This is a genomic window from Kushneria marisflavi (genome assembly GCF_002157205.1).
GTDB classification, from domain to species: domain Bacteria; phylum Pseudomonadota; class Gammaproteobacteria; order Pseudomonadales; family Halomonadaceae; genus Kushneria; species Kushneria marisflavi.
This window is the reverse complement of sequence record NZ_CP021358.1, coordinates 2,794,989-2,811,102: the sequence shown is the minus strand read 5'-3', so window position 1 is coordinate 2,811,102 and position 16,114 is coordinate 2,794,989. Positions and strand designations below refer to the sequence as shown.

The following is a 16,114-nucleotide window of genomic DNA, read 5'->3' as shown; positions in this document are numbered from 1 at the left end:
ACGTCGCATTTGCATTACGCTTTATAGAAAGGGCACGACACGCAGCCCCTCTTTCATACGCAAGCCATGCATGAGGCGATGACATGACCCAGACCGACCATCAGCATCAGAAGGACGGGCAGCAACAAAAGGCGCCCCCACCGGCCGACAACACCACCATGTTCATCTTTGGCGCCAGCGGCGATCTGGTGAAGCGCCTGCTGGTCCCCTCGCTGTACAACCTGGACCGCGACGGTCTGCTTGATCGCGGCATGAGCATTGTCGGCGTCGACATCGCCGAGCACGATGACGACAGTTTTCGCAGACATCTCAAGGACTTTATCGCTGACAAGGCTGCCGACAGGCACGCCGAAGGCGGTGGTCAGGAGCTCGACGAAGAGCACTGGCAGGATTTTGCCCAGCGCCTCCACTATCTGCAGGGCGATTTCACTAAACCGGACGTTTTTGAGCAGATCAAAAGCCATCTCGAGCAGGCTGACAGCGACAACGCACTGTTCTACTGCGCCACGGCACCGCGCTTTTTCAGTGACATCGCCGGGCAGCTGGGCGAAGCCGATCTGATGAAGGAAGGGGACAACCGCTATCGTCGTCTGGTGGTGGAAAAGCCCTTCGGCCACGATCTCGAATCGGCAAAGGCGCTCAACGCCCGCCTACTGGAGGTCATGAAGGAAGAGCAGATCTATCGCATCGACCACTTTCTGGGCAAGGAGACCGTGCAGAACATCCTGGTCGCCCGCTTTGCCAACGTGCTGTTTGAGCCCTTCTGGAACAATCACTATATCGATCACATCCAGATCACCGCCGCCGAAACCGTCGGCGTCGAAAAGCGCGGCAATTTCTACGAAAAAAGCGGCGCCATGCGCGATATGGTCCCCAATCACCTTTTTCAGCTGCTGGCCATGGTCGCCATCGAGCCGCCGGCGGCCTTCGGTGCCGACGCCCTGCGCAGCGAAAAGGCCAAGGTGCTGGGCGCCCTGCGCCCCTGGCCGCGGGAAGAAGTCCGAAAAAACTCGGTCCGTGGCCAATATCGTGCCGGTAACGTCAATGACAGCGATGTGCCCGGCTATCGTGACGAGCCTGATGTCGCCGAAGACAGCAACACCGAAACCTTTGTGGCCATGAAGATGATGGTCGACAACTGGCGCTGGGTGAACGTGCCCTTCTACCTGCGTACCGGCAAGCGCCTGAGCGCACGCGATACCGAGATCGCCATCTGCTTCAAGCCTGCGCCCTACGCCCAGTTCCGTGGCACGGATGTGGAGAGCATGAACTCCAACTGGCTGATCATCCAGCTTCAGCCCAATGAAGGCATGTGGTTCGATTTTCAGGCCAAGCGCCCGGGGCCTGAGCTCGAAATGGATACCGTCAAGATGGGCTTTGCCTACAAGGACTTCTTCGACCTGCCGGCGGCCACAGGCTACGAAACCCTGATTTATGACTGCCTGACCGGCGATCAGATGCTGTTTCAGCGTGTAGACACCATTGAAAACAGCTGGCGCGCCGTGCAGCCCTTCCTGGATGCCTGGGCCGAGGACAACAGCGTCGAGGGCTACGAAGCAGGCTCTGAAGGGCCACAGGGCGCGCATGACCTGCTCGAGCGCGATGGTCGTGAATGGCACAAGATCGGCGAGGTCACCGGCCCGGGTGTGGCCCCGGTACCGGGCAGCTCACGACGAAAATAGCACCGGGGAGGGCCGACATGAGAGACGTACAGCAATGCCGCGACCTGTCGGAGGTTCGGCAACACATTGACCGTATTGATCGTGAAATCGTGGCCACACTTGCCGAAAGAGGTTATTACGTCCACCAGGCAGCTGGCTTCAAGCGTAACGAGCAGGAAGTCAAGGCGCCTCAGCGTGTCAAGCAGGTCATTGAAAGGGTTCGTACAATGGCCGAAGAACAGCAGGGAGACCCCGGGGTGGTTGAGCAGGTTTATCGAGCCATGATCGCGGCATTCATTGAGGCCGAAATGCACACGCACCGGAACAACCACGGCTGAGTGTCCTGGTGATTGGGCAAAAAAACAGGGAGGGCGCGATCGCGCCCTCCCTGTCCTTTTAATCCCAAAACCGGGGACATCAGCGGCCCTTCTACAGGAATGCTTCTGCCGCGTGCCGGGGGTTACTGATCCAGCTCGTTCCGCCAGGAATGCTGCGGCACAAAACCAACCATACGGCGCGCCTTCTCATTGCTGTAAAAGGTCTCGAACTCACCTATCTCTCGCCTGAGTGGCACCCCCTGATAGAAACGCTCGATCACCTCGGCGCTGGTCAGCCCTACCGATAGATCGTCATTGGCCACATTGAACACCTGATAGCCCAGTCCATCCGTCTGCAGGCAACAATCGACCATCCGCCCCAGATCCCGGGCATCAATGTAGGCAAAGATATTCCGACGACGCAGCCCCGGATTCTCCATGAACGCCGGAAATTTTTCGCGGTACTCATGGGGCTCGATCACGTTATTGATGCGCAGGCCATAGATGTCGATGCCCGAGCGCGCCTGAAAGGAGCGCGCAGTGACTTCGTTGACCACCTTGCTCATGGCGTAGCTGTCCTGCGGGACGGTAGGGTGTTCCTCATCCACGGGCAGATAGGCCGGCTTTACCTCGCCATCGGCAAAGCAGATGCCGTAGGTGGTTTCACTGGAGGCGAAGATGACCTTGGGGATGCCCAATCTGGTAGCAGCATCCAGCACGTTGTAGGTACCCAGCGTGTTGATGCGATACGTCTCGTTATCCGGCCGATGCAGAATGGCCGGGATAGCCGCAAAATGAACGATCGCGTCATAACGCGGCACGCCGGTGCCAGGCTCCAGCTCATCAAGGCTGGCATAGGCCTGACAGGCATTGAAGACCTGGCCTGCATCGGTCAGATCGGTGATCAGGGTCGCAATACCGGGCGTGTCGGACCTCATACAGTCCAGATTGGTCACCTGATGGCCTTGGTCGCGAAGAAAGGCGGTCGCATGTCGGCCGGCCTTGCCGCTACCACCCGTAAATAGAATGCGCATGGGGTCTCTCGATGGATGAAACACTAATGACACCCTGGCAAGGCGCGTCCGGCTGCGCCAGTGAATATCACGTGCCGGCCCGATACGTCCTTGTCCTGGAGGGCATCATGGCTGGCCGCAACAAAAAGCCGGGCTTACACCATGCCACCATTGGCCCGCAGCGTCTGCGCGTTGATCCAGCCACCCTCCGGGCCGACCAGAAACGAGACCGTACTGGCGATGTCTTCCGGCTGGCCCAGCCGCTCAAGTGGATTGGCCTTCGCCAGCGTCTCGATCTGCTCGTCGGTCTTGCCATCCAGAAACAGATCCGTTGCCGTTGGCCCGGGCGCCACGGCGTTGACCGTGATATTGCGTCCCCGAAGCTCTTTCGACAACACATCCCCCATGACCTCAATGGCGGCCTTGGTCGCGCTGTAAACGCCATAGGTCGGCAGCTTCGCCCCCACCACGGACGTGGAGAGATTGACGATTCTTCCGCCATCGGCCATCCGGCGCGACGCCTCACGCATTGTCAGAAAGGAGCCTTTCAGGTTGACGTCAATGGTCCGCTCGAACAGCGCATCATCGCTTTCGGCCAGCGGCGCAAGCTGCATGACGCCGGCAGAGTTCACTAGCACGCTCGGTATGCCAAAAATCGCTTCACTCTCGTCGAAAAGTCGTGCCACCTGTTGTGGATCAGACACGTCAGCCCTTGCCGCAACGGCTCGCCCACCTGCCGACTCGATGGCCGCCACCACCTCGGATGCCGTCTGTTCACTGCCCGAGTAGTTGACCACCACGTTGAAGCCGTCTGCGGCCAGACGTTTTGCGATGGCGGCACCGATCCCACGGGAGGCGCCGGTCACCAAAGCGGTTCTCAGGGTTTGTTCGGTCATGGAATACTCTCCTTTTGTCTATCGGACGTGCCCGCGGATCTACTGATCCAAGAATGGCACGCCGTCATGACCGCATAAACGTCATTTTGCCGACATGAGTATTCGGAGAAATCGTACAATGGATCGTTTTGACGAGATGCGTATCTTCCTTCGCGTGGCGGAAACGTGCAGCTTCCGGCGCACGGCTGAAAGCCTTGGCATGCCGGCCTCGACGATTTCCGACGCCGTCAGGCACATGGAGACGCGACTGGGCGTTCGCCTGCTGGATCGTACTACCCGGGTCGTTGCGCCCACTCTGGACGGCGAGGCCTGGTATCAGCGCTGTCTTGCGATCGTCGGCGAGGTCGAGGATGCTGAAGCCGCCTTTGCCGGCGGCGATGTAAAAGGCAGGCTTCGAGTGGATGTTCATGGCACGCTGGCACGTCATTTCCTGCTGCCGACCCTGCCGGACTTTCTTCGCGCCCAGCCGCAGCTTGAACTCGTCATGTCAGAGGGCGATCGGCTGGTTGATCTGATTCGAGAGGGTGTCGACTGTGTCGTACGCGTCACGGAACCAGCTGACAGCGATCTCATCGCTCGGCGTCTGGGCGTGTTGCCAGAGACCATCGTCGCTGCACCGGCATATCTGGAACGCTACGGTTTACCCTTGACCCCTGACGAGCTGGAAGGTCATCGCGTTGTGGCCTTCCTGTCATCAAAAACCGGGGCGCCCATGGATCTGGAAATGATGGTCAATGGTCAGATCGTGACACGACGCTTGCCGACGAGCTTTGTGACAACTGGCGCCGAAACCATGGTCGACGCCGCACGTCTGGGGCTTGGTCTTGTTCAGGTACCGCGCTATCACGTGACCGCCGACATTGCCGCCGGACGGCTCATCGAGGTGCTGACCCACTACGCTCCGGCTCCATCTCCGGTCGTTGCCCTCTACCCACGAAACCGTCAGCTGTCGCCGCGCCTGCGAGTGTTCCTTGACTGGCTTGCCACACGATCGTTTACGGCCTGATCCGTCGGATACCGACTTCAGCTGACGTCCCGACCGCCGGGGCTATTCTGCTGTCGAAGTCCCGCCACCAGCCTTTTCAGCGCAAACCCGGCAATGGCCGTGTCCTGCACGCCGGTGCCGGTCAGATCACACACCGTGATCTGATCACGACCGATACGCGGCGACTGTCCGCTGGCGATCACCTTTCCAAGCTCGACAATCTCAAACGGAACTATCCCATCGACCCAGGCCTTGAGTTCGCCGTTGGTTTCGCTCTGGGCACGGGTGTCGGCCACGAATATCTCGGCACGCGTCATCACCGACGCGTCCAGTTCGCGTTTTTCCGGGCTATCCGAGCCCATGGCCGTCACATGCACACCGGCAGGCAAGTGATCGGCGTAGAGCAGCGGCGATTTCGACGGCGTGGTGGTGATGATTACATCCGCCTCGCGGCAGGCGCTTTCAAGGTCACCATGCACATGGACGGTGAGCCCTTCAAAGCGCTCACGCATCCGCACGGCATACGCCTCGGCGCGGTCAGTATCCCGTGCCCAGACATCGACGGTGTCGATATCCCGCACCAGCTTGAGTGCGGCGATCTGCAGCTCGGCCTGAACCCCGGCGCCGATGACGGTCGCGCGCCGGCTGTCCTGACGCGAGAGATGCTTTGCCGCAATGGCACCGGCCAGTGCCGTGCGAATATCGGTAAGATAGCCTTCGTCAAAGAGCACCGCCTCAACCAGCCCGGTTTTGGCCGAAAAGACAATCATCAGCCCGTTGAGACTTGGCAGACCCAGCGAGGGGTTATTAAAAAACCCGGGGCTGACCTTGATGGCAAAGCGGTCATTGCCGCGAATATGGGCGGTCTTGACGTCAACCTCACCATTGGACTCTTCGATGGCCATGGAGAGAATCGGCGGCTGTACCACCTCTCCCTGCCCAAGCGCGCGAAAGCCGGCTTCCACGGCTTCAAGCGCAGACTGATCCAGCCCAACGACGTCCTGAATCTGCGTGCGGTGATAAAGCTCCATGCCCACCTGTCTCCTGTGTTGCGTGATGGTTCAAGTGTCAGTCATGCCTCTGGCACGCTGCCAGGTGGCCATATCCACACCGTTGCCCGAAACGATCAGTGCCACCTTCTCACCGCGAATATCAATGGCATGCTCCTCAAGCGCTGCCAGCCCCACGACTGCCGCGCCTTCAACCAGCATCTTCTCGACCTCCAGAAAGTGCACCATGGCCGCGGCAATGGCGCGCTCACTGACCTGATGGTGATCGCTCATCACCTCACGTACCAGCGACCAGGTGCAGCGATTGTCGAGCCCGATGCCGCCACCCAGCGAGTCCGCCAGCGTTTCGACCTCCTCAACCTCAACTGGATGGCCGTTAGCCAGACTTTCGATCATCGCCGCCCCGTACATCATGCTCACACCGGTGACGCGAACCCGCGGATTGATCCCGCGCACGGCGCGGCCAATGCCTCCCAGCAGTCCGCCGCCGGAGAGACCAATCAGCACCCGATCGAGTTCGGGCACATCTTCCATCAGCTCAAGACCGATGGTGCCCTGTCCGGCCACGATCAGCGGATCATCGAAGGGCTCGATCAGCGTCATGCCCTCTTCCGCTACCAGTCGGCGTGCCTCCACGAAGGCATCATCCTGACTGCGCCCGACCGTGCGTACCTCGGCGCCCAGCGCCTCGATGGCGGCCACCTTGTTGGCCGGTACCAGGCCGGAGACGCAGATGATGGCACGCGCGCCCAGCCGGGACGCCGCCCAGGCCACCGCTCGGCCGTGATTGCCGGTCGAGGCCGTGGTCACACCGCGCTCAAGCGTCGCCTCGTCCAGTGCAGCGATGGCGTTGAGCGCGCCACGCAGCTTGAAGGCGCCGCTGGGTTGAAGGGTCTCGAGCTTGAGATAGACCTCGGCCTCGAAACGCTCGGAGAGCGAAACGGACTTCACCAGCGGCGTTCTCACCGCCTGTCCCGCGATTCGGGCACGAGCAAGGTAGATATCGTGCAGGGTCACGGCACTTTGGGGGGTTGCGCGGTTGATCATGACACTCCCGGTCGGTAAGGCACATGCTGCCTGAAGGTTCACTCTGGAACCGCTTTACTCTGGAGCATGTGCCATGACGCTTCAAGACACGTCGGGATCAGCTGCCTGATGGGCCCGGCATGTTGCCCAGGCAGAAGTACTTGGTATCCAGATACTCCTCCAGACCCTGGGCACCGCCCTCGCGACCGAGCCCGGATTGCTTGACTCCGCCAAAGGGAATCGGCGCACCGGTCATCTTGAGCGTATTGACGCTGACCATGCCGTACTCGAGCCCGCGCATCATTTTCCAGATGCGTTTGACATCGTTGCTGTAGATATAGGCGGCCAGCCCGTATTCGGTGTCGTTGGCCGCAGCCACGACCGCCTCGTCGTCATCGAAGGCACACACACCTGCCACCGGCGAGAAGGTCTCCTCGCGGAACACGCGCATCTCCGGGGTAATGTCGGCCAGAAGCGTCGGCATGAAGAAGTTGGCCCCCGGTGCCATCGACTGGTTGCCCGCCATCAGACGAGCCCCTTGCGCCAGAGCGTCATCAACAATGGCCTGCGCCGCCTCGACCGCGCGTCGGTGAATCAGCGGGCCGATATCGACCTCCATCATGCCGCTGCCGACCCGGAGCGCCTTCATGTGTACGGCAAAACGTTCCAGAAAACGGTCATAAATGCGCCGGTGGACGAAGATCCTGTTGGCGGCCAGGCAGTCCTGACCGGCCGTCTGAAACTTTGCCGCCACCGCCTCGCGAGCGGCCTCGTCGACATCCACATCCTCACAGACAATAAAGGGCGCATTACCGCCCAGCTCCAGCGACATGCGCTTGACGCTGCCGGCACTCTGACGAATCAGGAGCTTGCCAACGCGCGTGGAACCGGTAAACGAGACCGAGCGAACCCGGGTATCGGTACACAGCACCTCGGAGACCGTAGCAGGCTCGCCGGTGACCACGTTGAAAACGCCCGGTGGAATGCCGGCACGCTCGGCAAGCTCGGCAAGCGCCAGTGCCGTAAACGGTGTCTCGTTGGCCGGCTTGACGATCACCGGGCAACCGGCCGCCAGCGCCGCGCCGGCCTTGCGGGTGATCATCGCCAGCGGAAAGTTCCAGGGCGTAAGCATCACCGATACGCCCACCGGCTCCTTGAGGGTGCCCAGCATGGCATTGGGAATATGACTGGGGATCGTCATGCCATAGGCACGACGCGCTTCTTCGGCAAACCACTGGATAAAGCTGGCGCCGTAATCCACCTCGCCGCGGGCATCACGTAGCGGTTTGCCCTGCTCAAGCGTCATCAGATGCGCCAGATCCTCACGGTGTTCGTGAAGAAGCTGATACCAGCGCTGCAAAAGCCGGCCACGTTCATCCACCGACAGCGCCCGCCAGCCGGCAAAGGCACGCTCGGCGGCGGTCACGGCACCAGTGATCTGCTCGGCGTCCAGCAGCGCGCAATATCCCAGAATCTCGCCGTTGGCCGGGTCCAGTACGGGCTCATCGTGATTACTGCGGCCGGCCATCCATTGCCCGTCGACATAGGCCAGCTGACGGAAAAGGCGCGGATCGTTGAGCTGCATATCACCTCCTGAACGCTTGAGCGTTGTGGCTGCATATCGTCAAACAAGGGGTCGACAGAGCGTGCTGGGCACTGTCGCCATCTGTGTGTCAGCGTGACAGATCCCGCCGTGGTGTTTTTTCTGTCCCCTTGCCTGCAACGGTGCGTTTTTTTCCTTGTGCGTGGTGCAACCTGGTGTTTTTTTGGCCGATGACGGTGCGGCCTCGAAACGCGTCAAACGCACAGACACCAAAACGCCGCCCCGAGGGGCGGCGTTGTCAGCAGGATGTTGAGAGGGGTCGAAGCTTAATTGGTGCTCTGCTGGTCGCTGTTCATGTGCTCATCGACCCACTGGCTGGCGACCTGCGCCGGATCAGCCTTGTCGATCTCGACACGGTGGTTCATGGCCTGCAGATCTTCGGTGGTCAGCGTCTCTGACACACGATTGAGAGACGCGCGTATTTCATCATTCAAGGCCTCGCTGCGACCCACGGCCACGATGTTCTGGGCGGGCTCCAGATTCTTGTCATCCTTGAGCGCGACCCAGTCGTTTTCGGCAATCGCCCCCTGAGAAGAAAACATGCGCGCCACGTCGATGTCGCCATTGGCCAGCGCCCCACGGGTCAGCGGCCCGCCGGCATCCAGCGAGCGGAAGTTGGCAAACTCGATGTTATAGACCCGCTTGAGCCCGGGGATGCCGACATCACGCGTACGCGTCTCCGGCGGCCCACCCAGGGTCAGCTCACCAGAGACCGGTGCCAGATCAGAGAAGGTCTTGAGGTTGTATTGATCGGCCGTTTCCCGCGTGACGACCAGCGCGTCGCGATCCTCGGCCGGCGAAGCTTCCAGCGCCTCGATGCCATCAGGCAGTATGCTGCGCAGTGCCGCCATGACATCGTCATTGCTGCGCGCATCGGCATGCGCCTCGTCCTGATCAAGGTAGGTCATCAATGCGCCTGAGTACTCCGGCAGCAGATCGATCTCACCGTTGGTCAGCGCGGGGAACACCACTTCACGTGAACCCAGATTGAGACGGGTGTTGACGTTGACCCCGTCATTTTTGAGGACGTCGGCATAGATGTTGGCCAGAATCAGCTGCTCGGGGAAATTGGTCGACCCGATGGTCACAGTGGCCTGATCACTGTCATCGTTCTGTGCGGCATTGTTGTCCGCGCTGTCCTCGTCGCCGCCGGAGCAGCCGGCAAGGGCTGCCAGCGCCAGCGCGCCGAGCCCCAGTTTCCATCCACGACTCATGTTCATGGTCCCTTTCATGATGTGCATTCCCTTGTGTTCATCATCGGCCCTATCGATTCTGGCCCAGACCGGCGCGTCGTGCACCTGACAATTGTCATCACTGCGTTATTGTAACCCTTTGGCCGTGATCAGCTTTTGGAGACCGGCAAACAAAAGCTCGGTCATTACGGCCAGCACAGCCACCAGAATGGCACCGACCAGCACCTGGGATAGATCACGCACGGCAAGGCCATCAATCAGATAGCGGCCCAGTCCACCCAGGCCCACATAGGCGGCCAGTGTCGCCGTTGACATGACCTGGACTGCCGAGGTGCGAACGCCGGCCATGATCAGTGGCATGGCGATCGGCAGCTCCACCTGCCACAGCCGCTGCCAGCCGGTCATCCCCAGTGCCATGGCGGCCTGGCGCACGGCCGGGTCGACTTCACGCATGCCGACAAAGCTGTTGGTCACCATGGGCGGAATGGCCAGCGCCACCAGCGCCACGATCACCGGAATCACGCCATAGCCCGCCAGCAGAAAAACCAGAATGATGACGCCAAAGGCCGGAATGGCACGCCCGATATTGGAGATATTGATGGCCAGCAGCCCGCCGCGACCGCTGTGCCCCAGCCCGATACCAATGGGCAGCGCGATGGCGGCACCGATCAGCGTCGAGATCAGCACGTAGGTGACATGCTCAAGAATATGATCGGGAATGCTGCCCGGCCCCTGCCAGTTCATGGGCTGGGAGAAGAAGTCGATCACCCCGGTCATGAGCGTCATGAGCGTCATGACATCATTGTTCATCTAGCGCACCCCCCTCTGCCACGGCGTCAGACAGTACAGGATGCCCACCAGCGCCAGATCCACGGCCACCGCCAGTGCCACCGACAGGACAAAGCCGATGATCAACGGCGTGGCAAAGCTCAGGGTAAAACCGGTGATGAAAAGCTGACCCAGTCCCCCCTGTCCAATCAGGGCAGTGACCGTCACCATGCCGATGATGGTCACCGCCGCAATGCGGATGCCTGCCACGATGACCGGCAGGGCAATGGGCAGCTCCACGGCAAACAGACGACGGGCCGGCGTGTAGCCCAGCGCTCGCGCCGCTTCCCTCACGCTGGGCGACACCCCGCGCAGCCCCTGAACGATATTGCGAAACAGGATCAACAGCGTATAGAGCGTCAGCCCGATCAGCGAAGTGGCCATTGAAAGCCCGGTAAAGGGCATCAGCAGGATAAACAGTGCCAGCGAGGGAATGGTAAACATCACTCCGGTGACAGCCAGTGACGGGCCGTAAAGCCTGGGCCAGCGCACCGCCATCAGCGCCAGCGGGAAGGCGATCAGAAAGCCGAACAGCAGTGACAACCCGACCAGCTGCACATGCTGCAACAGCGCCGCCGTAATCTGATGGCTGTTGGACGCCACCCATTCCCAATTCATGACAGCCGCCTTGTCAGCTGCAGCTGATCAATCACCCCCAGATAGCGCCCTTCAGCGTTCAGCACCGGCATGACCTCGCCCGGCGCACTGATCAGAGCATTGAGCGCGCTGCGCAGGTTGTCATGCACATAAAGGCGATGGCGCCACGGTTTGAGAGGCAGGGAGTCAATCCGTGCCCGTTCATCGGCCTGCTTGATCGTGTCCCAGTCCAGCCAGCCCAGCGGCGCGCGCTGCTCGTCGAGTACCACGATACCGCTGCTGCCGGCCTGCTGAAGATAGCTGCGCGCCCGCGCAACGATTTCATCACGCGGCGCTGTCAGTCCGGCGTCCAGCTCCAGGCAGTCCAGACGCTCCAGCGCCAGGCGCCGCAGCTCGCGATCGGCACCGATAAAATCGACCACAAAATCACTGGCCGGCGCCGACAGCAGGCGTGCCGGGGTATCAAACTGCGCAAGCTGTCCACCCTGGGCAAAGATCGCCACACGATCACCAAGCTTCATCGCCTCGTCGATGTCGTGGGTCACCATCACGATGGTCTTTTGCACCCGCCGCTGCAGACTCAAAAACTCCTCCTGCAGGTGGGTACGCACGATGGGATCGACGGCGGCAAAGGGCTCGTCCATCAAGAGAATCGGCGGGTCGGCAGCCAGCGCCCGCGCCAGCCCCACGCGCTGCTGCTGGCCGCCGGAAAGCTGATGCGGATAGCGCGAGGTGAGCGCATCATCGAGACCGACCAGCTCAACCAGCTCGGCGACGCGTTCGCGAATGCGCTTTTTGTTCCAGCCCAGAAGACGTGGCACGACAGCAATATTGTCGGCAATCGTCTTGTGGGGAAAGAGTCCCGAGTGCTGCATGACATAGCCGATCTGGCGGCGCAGCCGGGTGGCATCCACCGACATCACGTCCCGATCACCGATCAAAAGCCGCCCGTCACTCAGCGTCTCCAGCCGGTTGATCATGCGAAGCGTGGTGGTCTTGCCACAGCCCGAAGGGCCAACCAGCACGGTCAACTCTCCGGCCGGCAGGGTCAGATCGAGCGACTCGACCGCCACCGTGCCATCGCCGTAGCGCTTGGTGACCCCTTCAAACACGATGGCACTGCTGTCGTGCGTATCACGATCTTCTACGCTGGCGCGTTGGCGATGCTCGTCCGTCAACGGCGTATCCTCCTGGAGTGAACCAGCGCTGCCTCACACCGACAGCGCGCGATCAATGGGCGTCAAACCCAGTCGTCAACCACACCGCCGGCGTCACCCGCCACCGGGTCCAGTGCCGGTCTGGGTACAGCTTCGATGCGTTGACGAATGGCAGGGGTATTGTCACTGCCTCGGCAAATGTCCCAGTCACCCTGCCCGCGCGGATATCCGGCCGTCAGGGCAAAATCGTTGCTGGCGCTGATACGACAGTGGCCGGTACCCGCCGGCAGCACGATCACATCACCGGCGCTGACCTCAATATCCTCACCCTGCTCGCCACCCAGACGCAGCGTGGCCGCACCGTCATAAACGCCCAGCACCTCATGAGCCGTGCTGTGGAAATGGTGGTAATCGAACACCCCGCCACGCCATTGAACGGGCCAGTCGTTTTGTTCAAACAGCGCCTCGAGCGTTTCCACCAGTGACCGGCCGTGTTCTGCAGTCAGACCACGATAGAGCAGCGCGGGATAGCGGCTGTTGGGAATACTGCCATCGTCCTGAAACGAAAGGGTCTGCGGCTTTTTCATTCACGCTCCGGGGTCAGAAATCCATGGCCATGACTGGCAAGTACAGCAGGAAATCGCACGATCTGCGATAAATATGCACAGACTCTAACGGGTGCGTGCCGTGCGATGACAGGCGTGCACGGCGCGCTGAAGTCGCCCCAGGTAGCTGTCCTCGATCCCCAGGTCACGCAGCCCCGCGACCGTGTTGTCGAGATACTCAAGGCAGCTCCCCAGCACCCCGGTGGCTCTGGACAACCGACCCACGATGTCAGCATCCGAAAGCCCGGGCAGATAGCGCGGGTGGTCAGGATTGGCGATAAAGGCAATGCCCGGTAGCTCGCCCTCATCGGTGGCAAGCGTCACCCAGCGCGGCATATAGGCACCGGTCAACATCTCGCGCCGCCAGACCAGTAAAAGTTCATGCTCCAGATGCTGCTCCCGAATACGCAGCGCCATGCCTTCACTATCTCCGCCGGGCACCAGTGCCAGCATCAGCCCGGGGCACTCGGGCGTGCCACGACCATGCTCCAGATTCAGGCAGAAGTCGCGATGGTAGCCCTCAAGGCGCACACGCCGGCGCTCCTCGATCTCGATACACGGATTCCACACCAGCGAGCCATAGGCGAACAGATACACGCCGTCGATCTGCTCGGCACATGGCGGTCGATGGGTGAGCATCTCATTGATCGAGTCGCGAAAGGCCTCGTTGGACAGCAACGCTTCCTGCGGGTGGTGCTGCTCGTAATGGGCACGCAGACGATCAGCTTCAAGCACCTCGCGCGTCATGGCCAGCGGTCGTTCATCATCCGGCTGTTCGTTCATGCAGCGCCCTCGCTTGTGACAGTCATGACACAAGCCTAACGTGAACGGTCCCTGAAAACGAAAGCATCGGTGGTGATAACGACATGGCCCTGTCATGCCAGGCGCATGACAGGGCCACCAGACAGTAGATCAGTGACCGCCTTCCAGCGTCCTGCGCGCTGGGCCGCGACGCAGAATGGCATGCAAAATGACCGCGCCGAAGGTAGCGGTGCCGATGCCATCAAGCGTGAACTGTCCAAGACTCAACGAGAAATTTCCGGCACCCAGGACCAGCGTCACCGCCACCACGATCAGGTTGGCGTTATCACCCAGATCCACATTGTTTTCGATCCAGATGCGCGCGCCGGCCACGGCAATCAGACCGAACACAACAATCGAGGTACCGGCCAGTACCGGCCCGGGGATGGTGTGGATAACCGCGCCAAAGCGTGGCGAAAAGCCCAGCAAAATCGCAAAGCCGGCGGCGGCAACGAAGATCAGCGTCGAGTAGACGCGGGTCACCGCCATGACGCCGATATTTTCGGCATAGGTGGTGACACCGGTACCGCCGGCCGACCCGGACAACATGGTCGCCAGACCATCGCCCACAAAGGCCCGGCCGATATAAGGGTCAAGGTTACGCTGGGTCATCGCACCGACGGCCTTGATGTGACCCAGATTTTCGGCGACCAGAATCACCGCCACCGGCGCGATCAACACCATCGCATGGGCGCTGAACTCGGGAGTCGTGAAGGTCGGCAGGCCAAACCAGGCCGCCTGCGAGATCACCGAGAAGTCAATCGGCGTGCCCCAGCCCAGACCATTGGTGACTACGGCATAGATGATATAGGCCGCCACCAGCCCGACCAGAATCAACAGCCGCTGCAGCATGCCGCGGGTGAATACCGCGGCCAGTCCGACGCAGAGGATGGTCACCAGCGCCATGACACTGTCAAATGAGGAGTCAGCCACGCTCGACACTGCCACCGGCGCCAGATTGAGACCGATGGTCATGACGATCGCCCCGGTGACCACCGGTGGCAATAGCACCTCGATCCAGCGAGTGCCCAGTGCCATGACCACAAGGCCCACCACGGCATAGATCGCGCCGCAGGCGATGATGCCGCCCAGCGCCAAAGCAATATTGGGATTACCACCACTGCCGGCGTAACCGGTCGCCGCAATCACCACGCCGATAAAGGCAAAGCTCGAGCCCAGATAGCTCGGCACACGCCCGCCCACGATTACAAAGAACAGCAGGGTGCCGATACCGGACATCAAAATGGCCAGATTGGCATCAAAGCCCATCAATAAAGGCGCCAGCACGGTCGAGCCGAACATGGCCACCGCATGCTGAACGCCCATGACCAGCGTCTGGCCGGCACTCAGGCGCTCATCGGGCGCGACCAGCCCGCCCTTGCCAGCGTCGGCCGGCTGCCAGCGTGGAAACCAGGATTGTGCCATTGCTTGTCTACTCCAGCCTTGTCATCGGATGCCATTTGGCGCGCATTCTACCGTCCCGGGCGACTGGATGCTGCTCCATGATGGTGTCATGCTCCCGCGCCTTACTCCCTGAAGGATCGAGCGACAGGACGTCCTGCATTCGGCATGCCATGACAGACCTGCCTGATCGCAGGCACGACAGCGAAGCATATGCTTCAAAACAGTGACCTATCTCCTTTTACAACGGTATAAAAACTGAAGCATTCTTCAGGGGGAAAGCCATGGGGGGATAACCTCTGATATCCTGGAGTTCCTGCAAGCGATGATGATGACGCATCAATGAGTGATGACCAGACCCGTTTGAAGGCAGTGCCTGCCAACCGCAAGCGTCGCGGAGCCATCGAGCAACGCCGGGCCGGCATGCGCCAGGCCGCCCTGCACTTTTTCTCGCGCTTTGGCCTGCATGGCACCAGCCTCGATCAGGTGGCCGAGCGTGCCGGCGTTTCCAAAACCAACCTGATCTATCACTACCCGACCAAGGAAGCACTCTATACCGCCGTGCTCGGCGACATGCTCGATCTCTGGATCGCGCCCTTTCAGGCGCTGCAGCCGGATACCGATGCCCTGCCCGCCATTCGCCATTACATTCGCCTCAAGCTGGAACTTTCCCGCGATCATGCCGAGGCCTCGCGGCTTTACTGTCTGGAGATGGTACAGGGTGCACCGCACCTGAGTGATCTGTTGAAAGGCGATCTGCAGGTGCTGGTCGATGAAAAGGCATGGGTGATCGGGCAGTGGATCGCGCGTGGCGATATCGCTCCGATCAATCCGTGGCACCTGTTTTATATGCTTTGGGCCACTACCCAGCACTACGCCGACTTTGCCGTGCAGATCGAGGCCATCTCCGGAAGCACCCTTGAGGACCCAGCCTTTCTGGAAACGGCCATCAGCAATATTCAGACCATCGTCATGAACGGGCTGATGCCCCGCCCGGTCTGATCCAGGTCGAAGGGTTACC

The 16,114-nt window shown here is 60.9% G+C and carries 16 protein-coding genes; 4 read left to right on the top strand and 12 right to left on the bottom strand.

Going from position 1 to position 16,114, the window contains the following annotated elements; translation table 11 throughout:
* Positions 1–83 precede the first annotated feature (83 nt).
* Positions 84–1,682, top strand: coding sequence for a glucose-6-phosphate dehydrogenase (zwf, locus tag B9H00_RS12830; protein ID WP_086900969.1), 1,599 nt, complete (start codon positions 84–86; stop codon positions 1,680–1,682).
* Between the two features lie 17 nt (positions 1,683–1,699).
* Positions 1,700–1,999, top strand: coding sequence for a chorismate mutase (locus B9H00_RS12825; RefSeq protein WP_086900968.1), 300 nt, complete (start codon positions 1,700–1,702; stop codon positions 1,997–1,999).
* Positions 2,000–2,121: 122 nt separating this feature from the next.
* On the opposite strand, the gene B9H00_RS12820 is transcribed toward B9H00_RS12825, so the two are convergent.
* Both B9H00_RS12820 and B9H00_RS12815 read right to left on the bottom strand, forming a co-directional pair.
* Positions 2,122–3,012, bottom strand: coding sequence for an NAD-dependent epimerase/dehydratase family protein (locus tag B9H00_RS12820; protein WP_086900967.1), 891 nt, complete (start codon positions 3,010–3,012; stop codon positions 2,122–2,124).
* Positions 3,013–3,146: 134 nt separating this feature from the next.
* Positions 3,147–3,887 (bottom strand): SDR family oxidoreductase, encoded by a 741-nt coding sequence (locus B9H00_RS12815; RefSeq protein ID WP_086900966.1) that lies wholly within the window; start codon positions 3,885–3,887, stop codon positions 3,147–3,149.
* 118 nt (positions 3,888–4,005) lie between these two features.
* Between B9H00_RS12815 and B9H00_RS12810 the strand changes: the two genes are divergently transcribed.
* Entirely contained in the window at positions 4,006–4,893 is an 888-nt protein-coding gene (locus B9H00_RS12810) for a LysR family transcriptional regulator (protein WP_086900965.1), read from the top strand.
* 17 nt (positions 4,894–4,910) lie between these two features.
* Here B9H00_RS12810 and B9H00_RS12805 read toward each other — a convergent pair whose 3' ends face one another.
* The 10 genes from B9H00_RS12805 to B9H00_RS12760 all read right to left on the bottom strand — a co-directional run bounded on the left by B9H00_RS12805 (position 4,911) and on the right by B9H00_RS12760 (position 15,117).
* Positions 4,911–5,903 carry a cyclodeaminase gene (locus B9H00_RS12805; RefSeq protein WP_086900964.1) on the bottom strand — a complete coding sequence of 331 codons (993 nt, stop codon included), beginning with the start codon at positions 5,901–5,903 and terminating at the stop codon, positions 4,911–4,913.
* 30 nt (positions 5,904–5,933) lie between these two features.
* The gene (eutB, locus tag B9H00_RS12800) at positions 5,934–6,929 is read right to left on the bottom strand and encodes a hydroxyectoine utilization dehydratase EutB (RefSeq protein ID WP_086900963.1); all 996 of its coding nucleotides are present in this window, start codon (positions 6,927–6,929) and stop codon (positions 5,934–5,936) included.
* Between the two features lie 97 nt (positions 6,930–7,026).
* Entirely contained in the window at positions 7,027–8,493 is a 1,467-nt protein-coding gene (locus B9H00_RS12795) for an NAD-dependent succinate-semialdehyde dehydrogenase (RefSeq protein ID WP_086900962.1), read from the bottom strand.
* Between the two features lie 284 nt (positions 8,494–8,777).
* Positions 8,778–9,743, bottom strand: a complete 966-nt coding sequence (locus tag B9H00_RS12790; RefSeq protein WP_086901874.1) for an ABC transporter substrate-binding protein — start codon at positions 9,741–9,743, stop codon at positions 8,778–8,780.
* An 87-nt stretch (positions 9,744–9,830) separates the two neighbouring features.
* The gene (locus B9H00_RS12785) at positions 9,831–10,514 is read right to left on the bottom strand and encodes an ABC transporter permease (protein WP_236944277.1); all 684 of its coding nucleotides are present in this window, start codon (positions 10,512–10,514) and stop codon (positions 9,831–9,833) included.
* Positions 10,515–11,150, bottom strand: a complete 636-nt coding sequence (locus tag B9H00_RS12780) for an ABC transporter permease (protein ID WP_086900961.1) — start codon at positions 11,148–11,150, stop codon at positions 10,515–10,517.
* The gene (locus B9H00_RS12775; protein WP_174678727.1) at positions 11,147–12,307 is read right to left on the bottom strand and encodes an ATP-binding cassette domain-containing protein; all 1,161 of its coding nucleotides are present in this window, start codon (positions 12,305–12,307) and stop codon (positions 11,147–11,149) included. Before B9H00_RS12775 ends, B9H00_RS12780 begins: the two co-directional genes overlap by 4 nt.
* Before the next feature lie 62 nt (positions 12,308–12,369).
* A complete protein-coding gene (locus B9H00_RS12770; RefSeq protein WP_086900960.1) occupies positions 12,370–12,873 on the bottom strand; it encodes a cupin domain-containing protein in 504 nt (167 codons plus the stop codon).
* Between the two features lie 84 nt (positions 12,874–12,957).
* Entirely contained in the window at positions 12,958–13,674 is a 717-nt protein-coding gene (locus B9H00_RS12765; RefSeq protein ID WP_157663220.1) for a gamma-glutamylcyclotransferase, read from the bottom strand.
* Between the two features lie 129 nt (positions 13,675–13,803).
* Entirely contained in the window at positions 13,804–15,117 is a 1,314-nt protein-coding gene (locus tag B9H00_RS12760) for a solute carrier family 23 protein (RefSeq protein WP_086900958.1), read from the bottom strand.
* Positions 15,118–15,435: 318 nt separating this feature from the next.
* Here B9H00_RS12760 and rutR point away from each other — a divergent pair, with 318 nt between their 5' ends.
* Positions 15,436–16,095: an HTH-type transcriptional regulator RutR gene (gene rutR / locus B9H00_RS12755; protein ID WP_086900957.1), complete on the top strand. Its 660-nt coding sequence runs from the start codon at positions 15,436–15,438 to the stop codon at positions 16,093–16,095.
* Positions 16,096–16,114: the final 19 nt, after the last annotated feature.

Bases quoted from the DNA above. Each gene is read 5' to 3' on its own strand.
- B9H00_RS12760 (WP_086900958.1), bottom strand. From the start codon at position 15,117: ATGGCACAATCCTGGTTTCCACGCTGGCAGCCGGCCGACGCTGGCAAG.
- B9H00_RS12795 (WP_086900962.1), bottom strand. From the start codon at position 8,493: ATGCAGCTCAACGATCCGCGCCTTTTCCGTCAGCTGGCCTATGTCGAC.
- eutB (WP_086900963.1), bottom strand. From the start codon at position 6,929: ATGATCAACCGCGCAACCCCCCAAAGTGCCGTGACCCTGCACGATATC.
- B9H00_RS12810 (WP_086900965.1), top strand. From the start codon at position 4,006: ATGGATCGTTTTGACGAGATGCGTATCTTCCTTCGCGTGGCGGAAACG.
- B9H00_RS12770 (WP_086900960.1), bottom strand. From the start codon at position 12,873: ATGAAAAAGCCGCAGACCCTTTCGTTTCAGGACGATGGCAGTATTCCC.
- B9H00_RS12825 (WP_086900968.1), top strand. From the start codon at position 1,700: ATGAGAGACGTACAGCAATGCCGCGACCTGTCGGAGGTTCGGCAACAC.
- B9H00_RS12805 (WP_086900964.1), bottom strand. From the start codon at position 5,903: ATGGAGCTTTATCACCGCACGCAGATTCAGGACGTCGTTGGGCTGGAT.
- rutR (WP_086900957.1), top strand. From the start codon at position 15,436: ATGAGTGATGACCAGACCCGTTTGAAGGCAGTGCCTGCCAACCGCAAG.
- B9H00_RS12785 (WP_236944277.1), bottom strand. From the start codon at position 10,514: ATGAACAATGATGTCATGACGCTCATGACGCTCATGACCGGGGTGATC.
- B9H00_RS12790 (WP_086901874.1), bottom strand. From the start codon at position 9,743: ATGAAAGGGACCATGAACATGAGTCGTGGATGGAAACTGGGGCTCGGC.
- B9H00_RS12815 (WP_086900966.1), bottom strand. From the start codon at position 3,887: ATGACCGAACAAACCCTGAGAACCGCTTTGGTGACCGGCGCCTCCCGT.
- zwf (WP_086900969.1), top strand. From the start codon at position 84: ATGACCCAGACCGACCATCAGCATCAGAAGGACGGGCAGCAACAAAAG.
- B9H00_RS12820 (WP_086900967.1), bottom strand. From the start codon at position 3,012: ATGCGCATTCTATTTACGGGTGGTAGCGGCAAGGCCGGCCGACATGCG.
- B9H00_RS12780 (WP_086900961.1), bottom strand. From the start codon at position 11,150: ATGAATTGGGAATGGGTGGCGTCCAACAGCCATCAGATTACGGCGGCG.
- B9H00_RS12765 (WP_157663220.1), bottom strand. From the start codon at position 13,674: ATGAACGAACAGCCGGATGATGAACGACCGCTGGCCATGACGCGCGAG.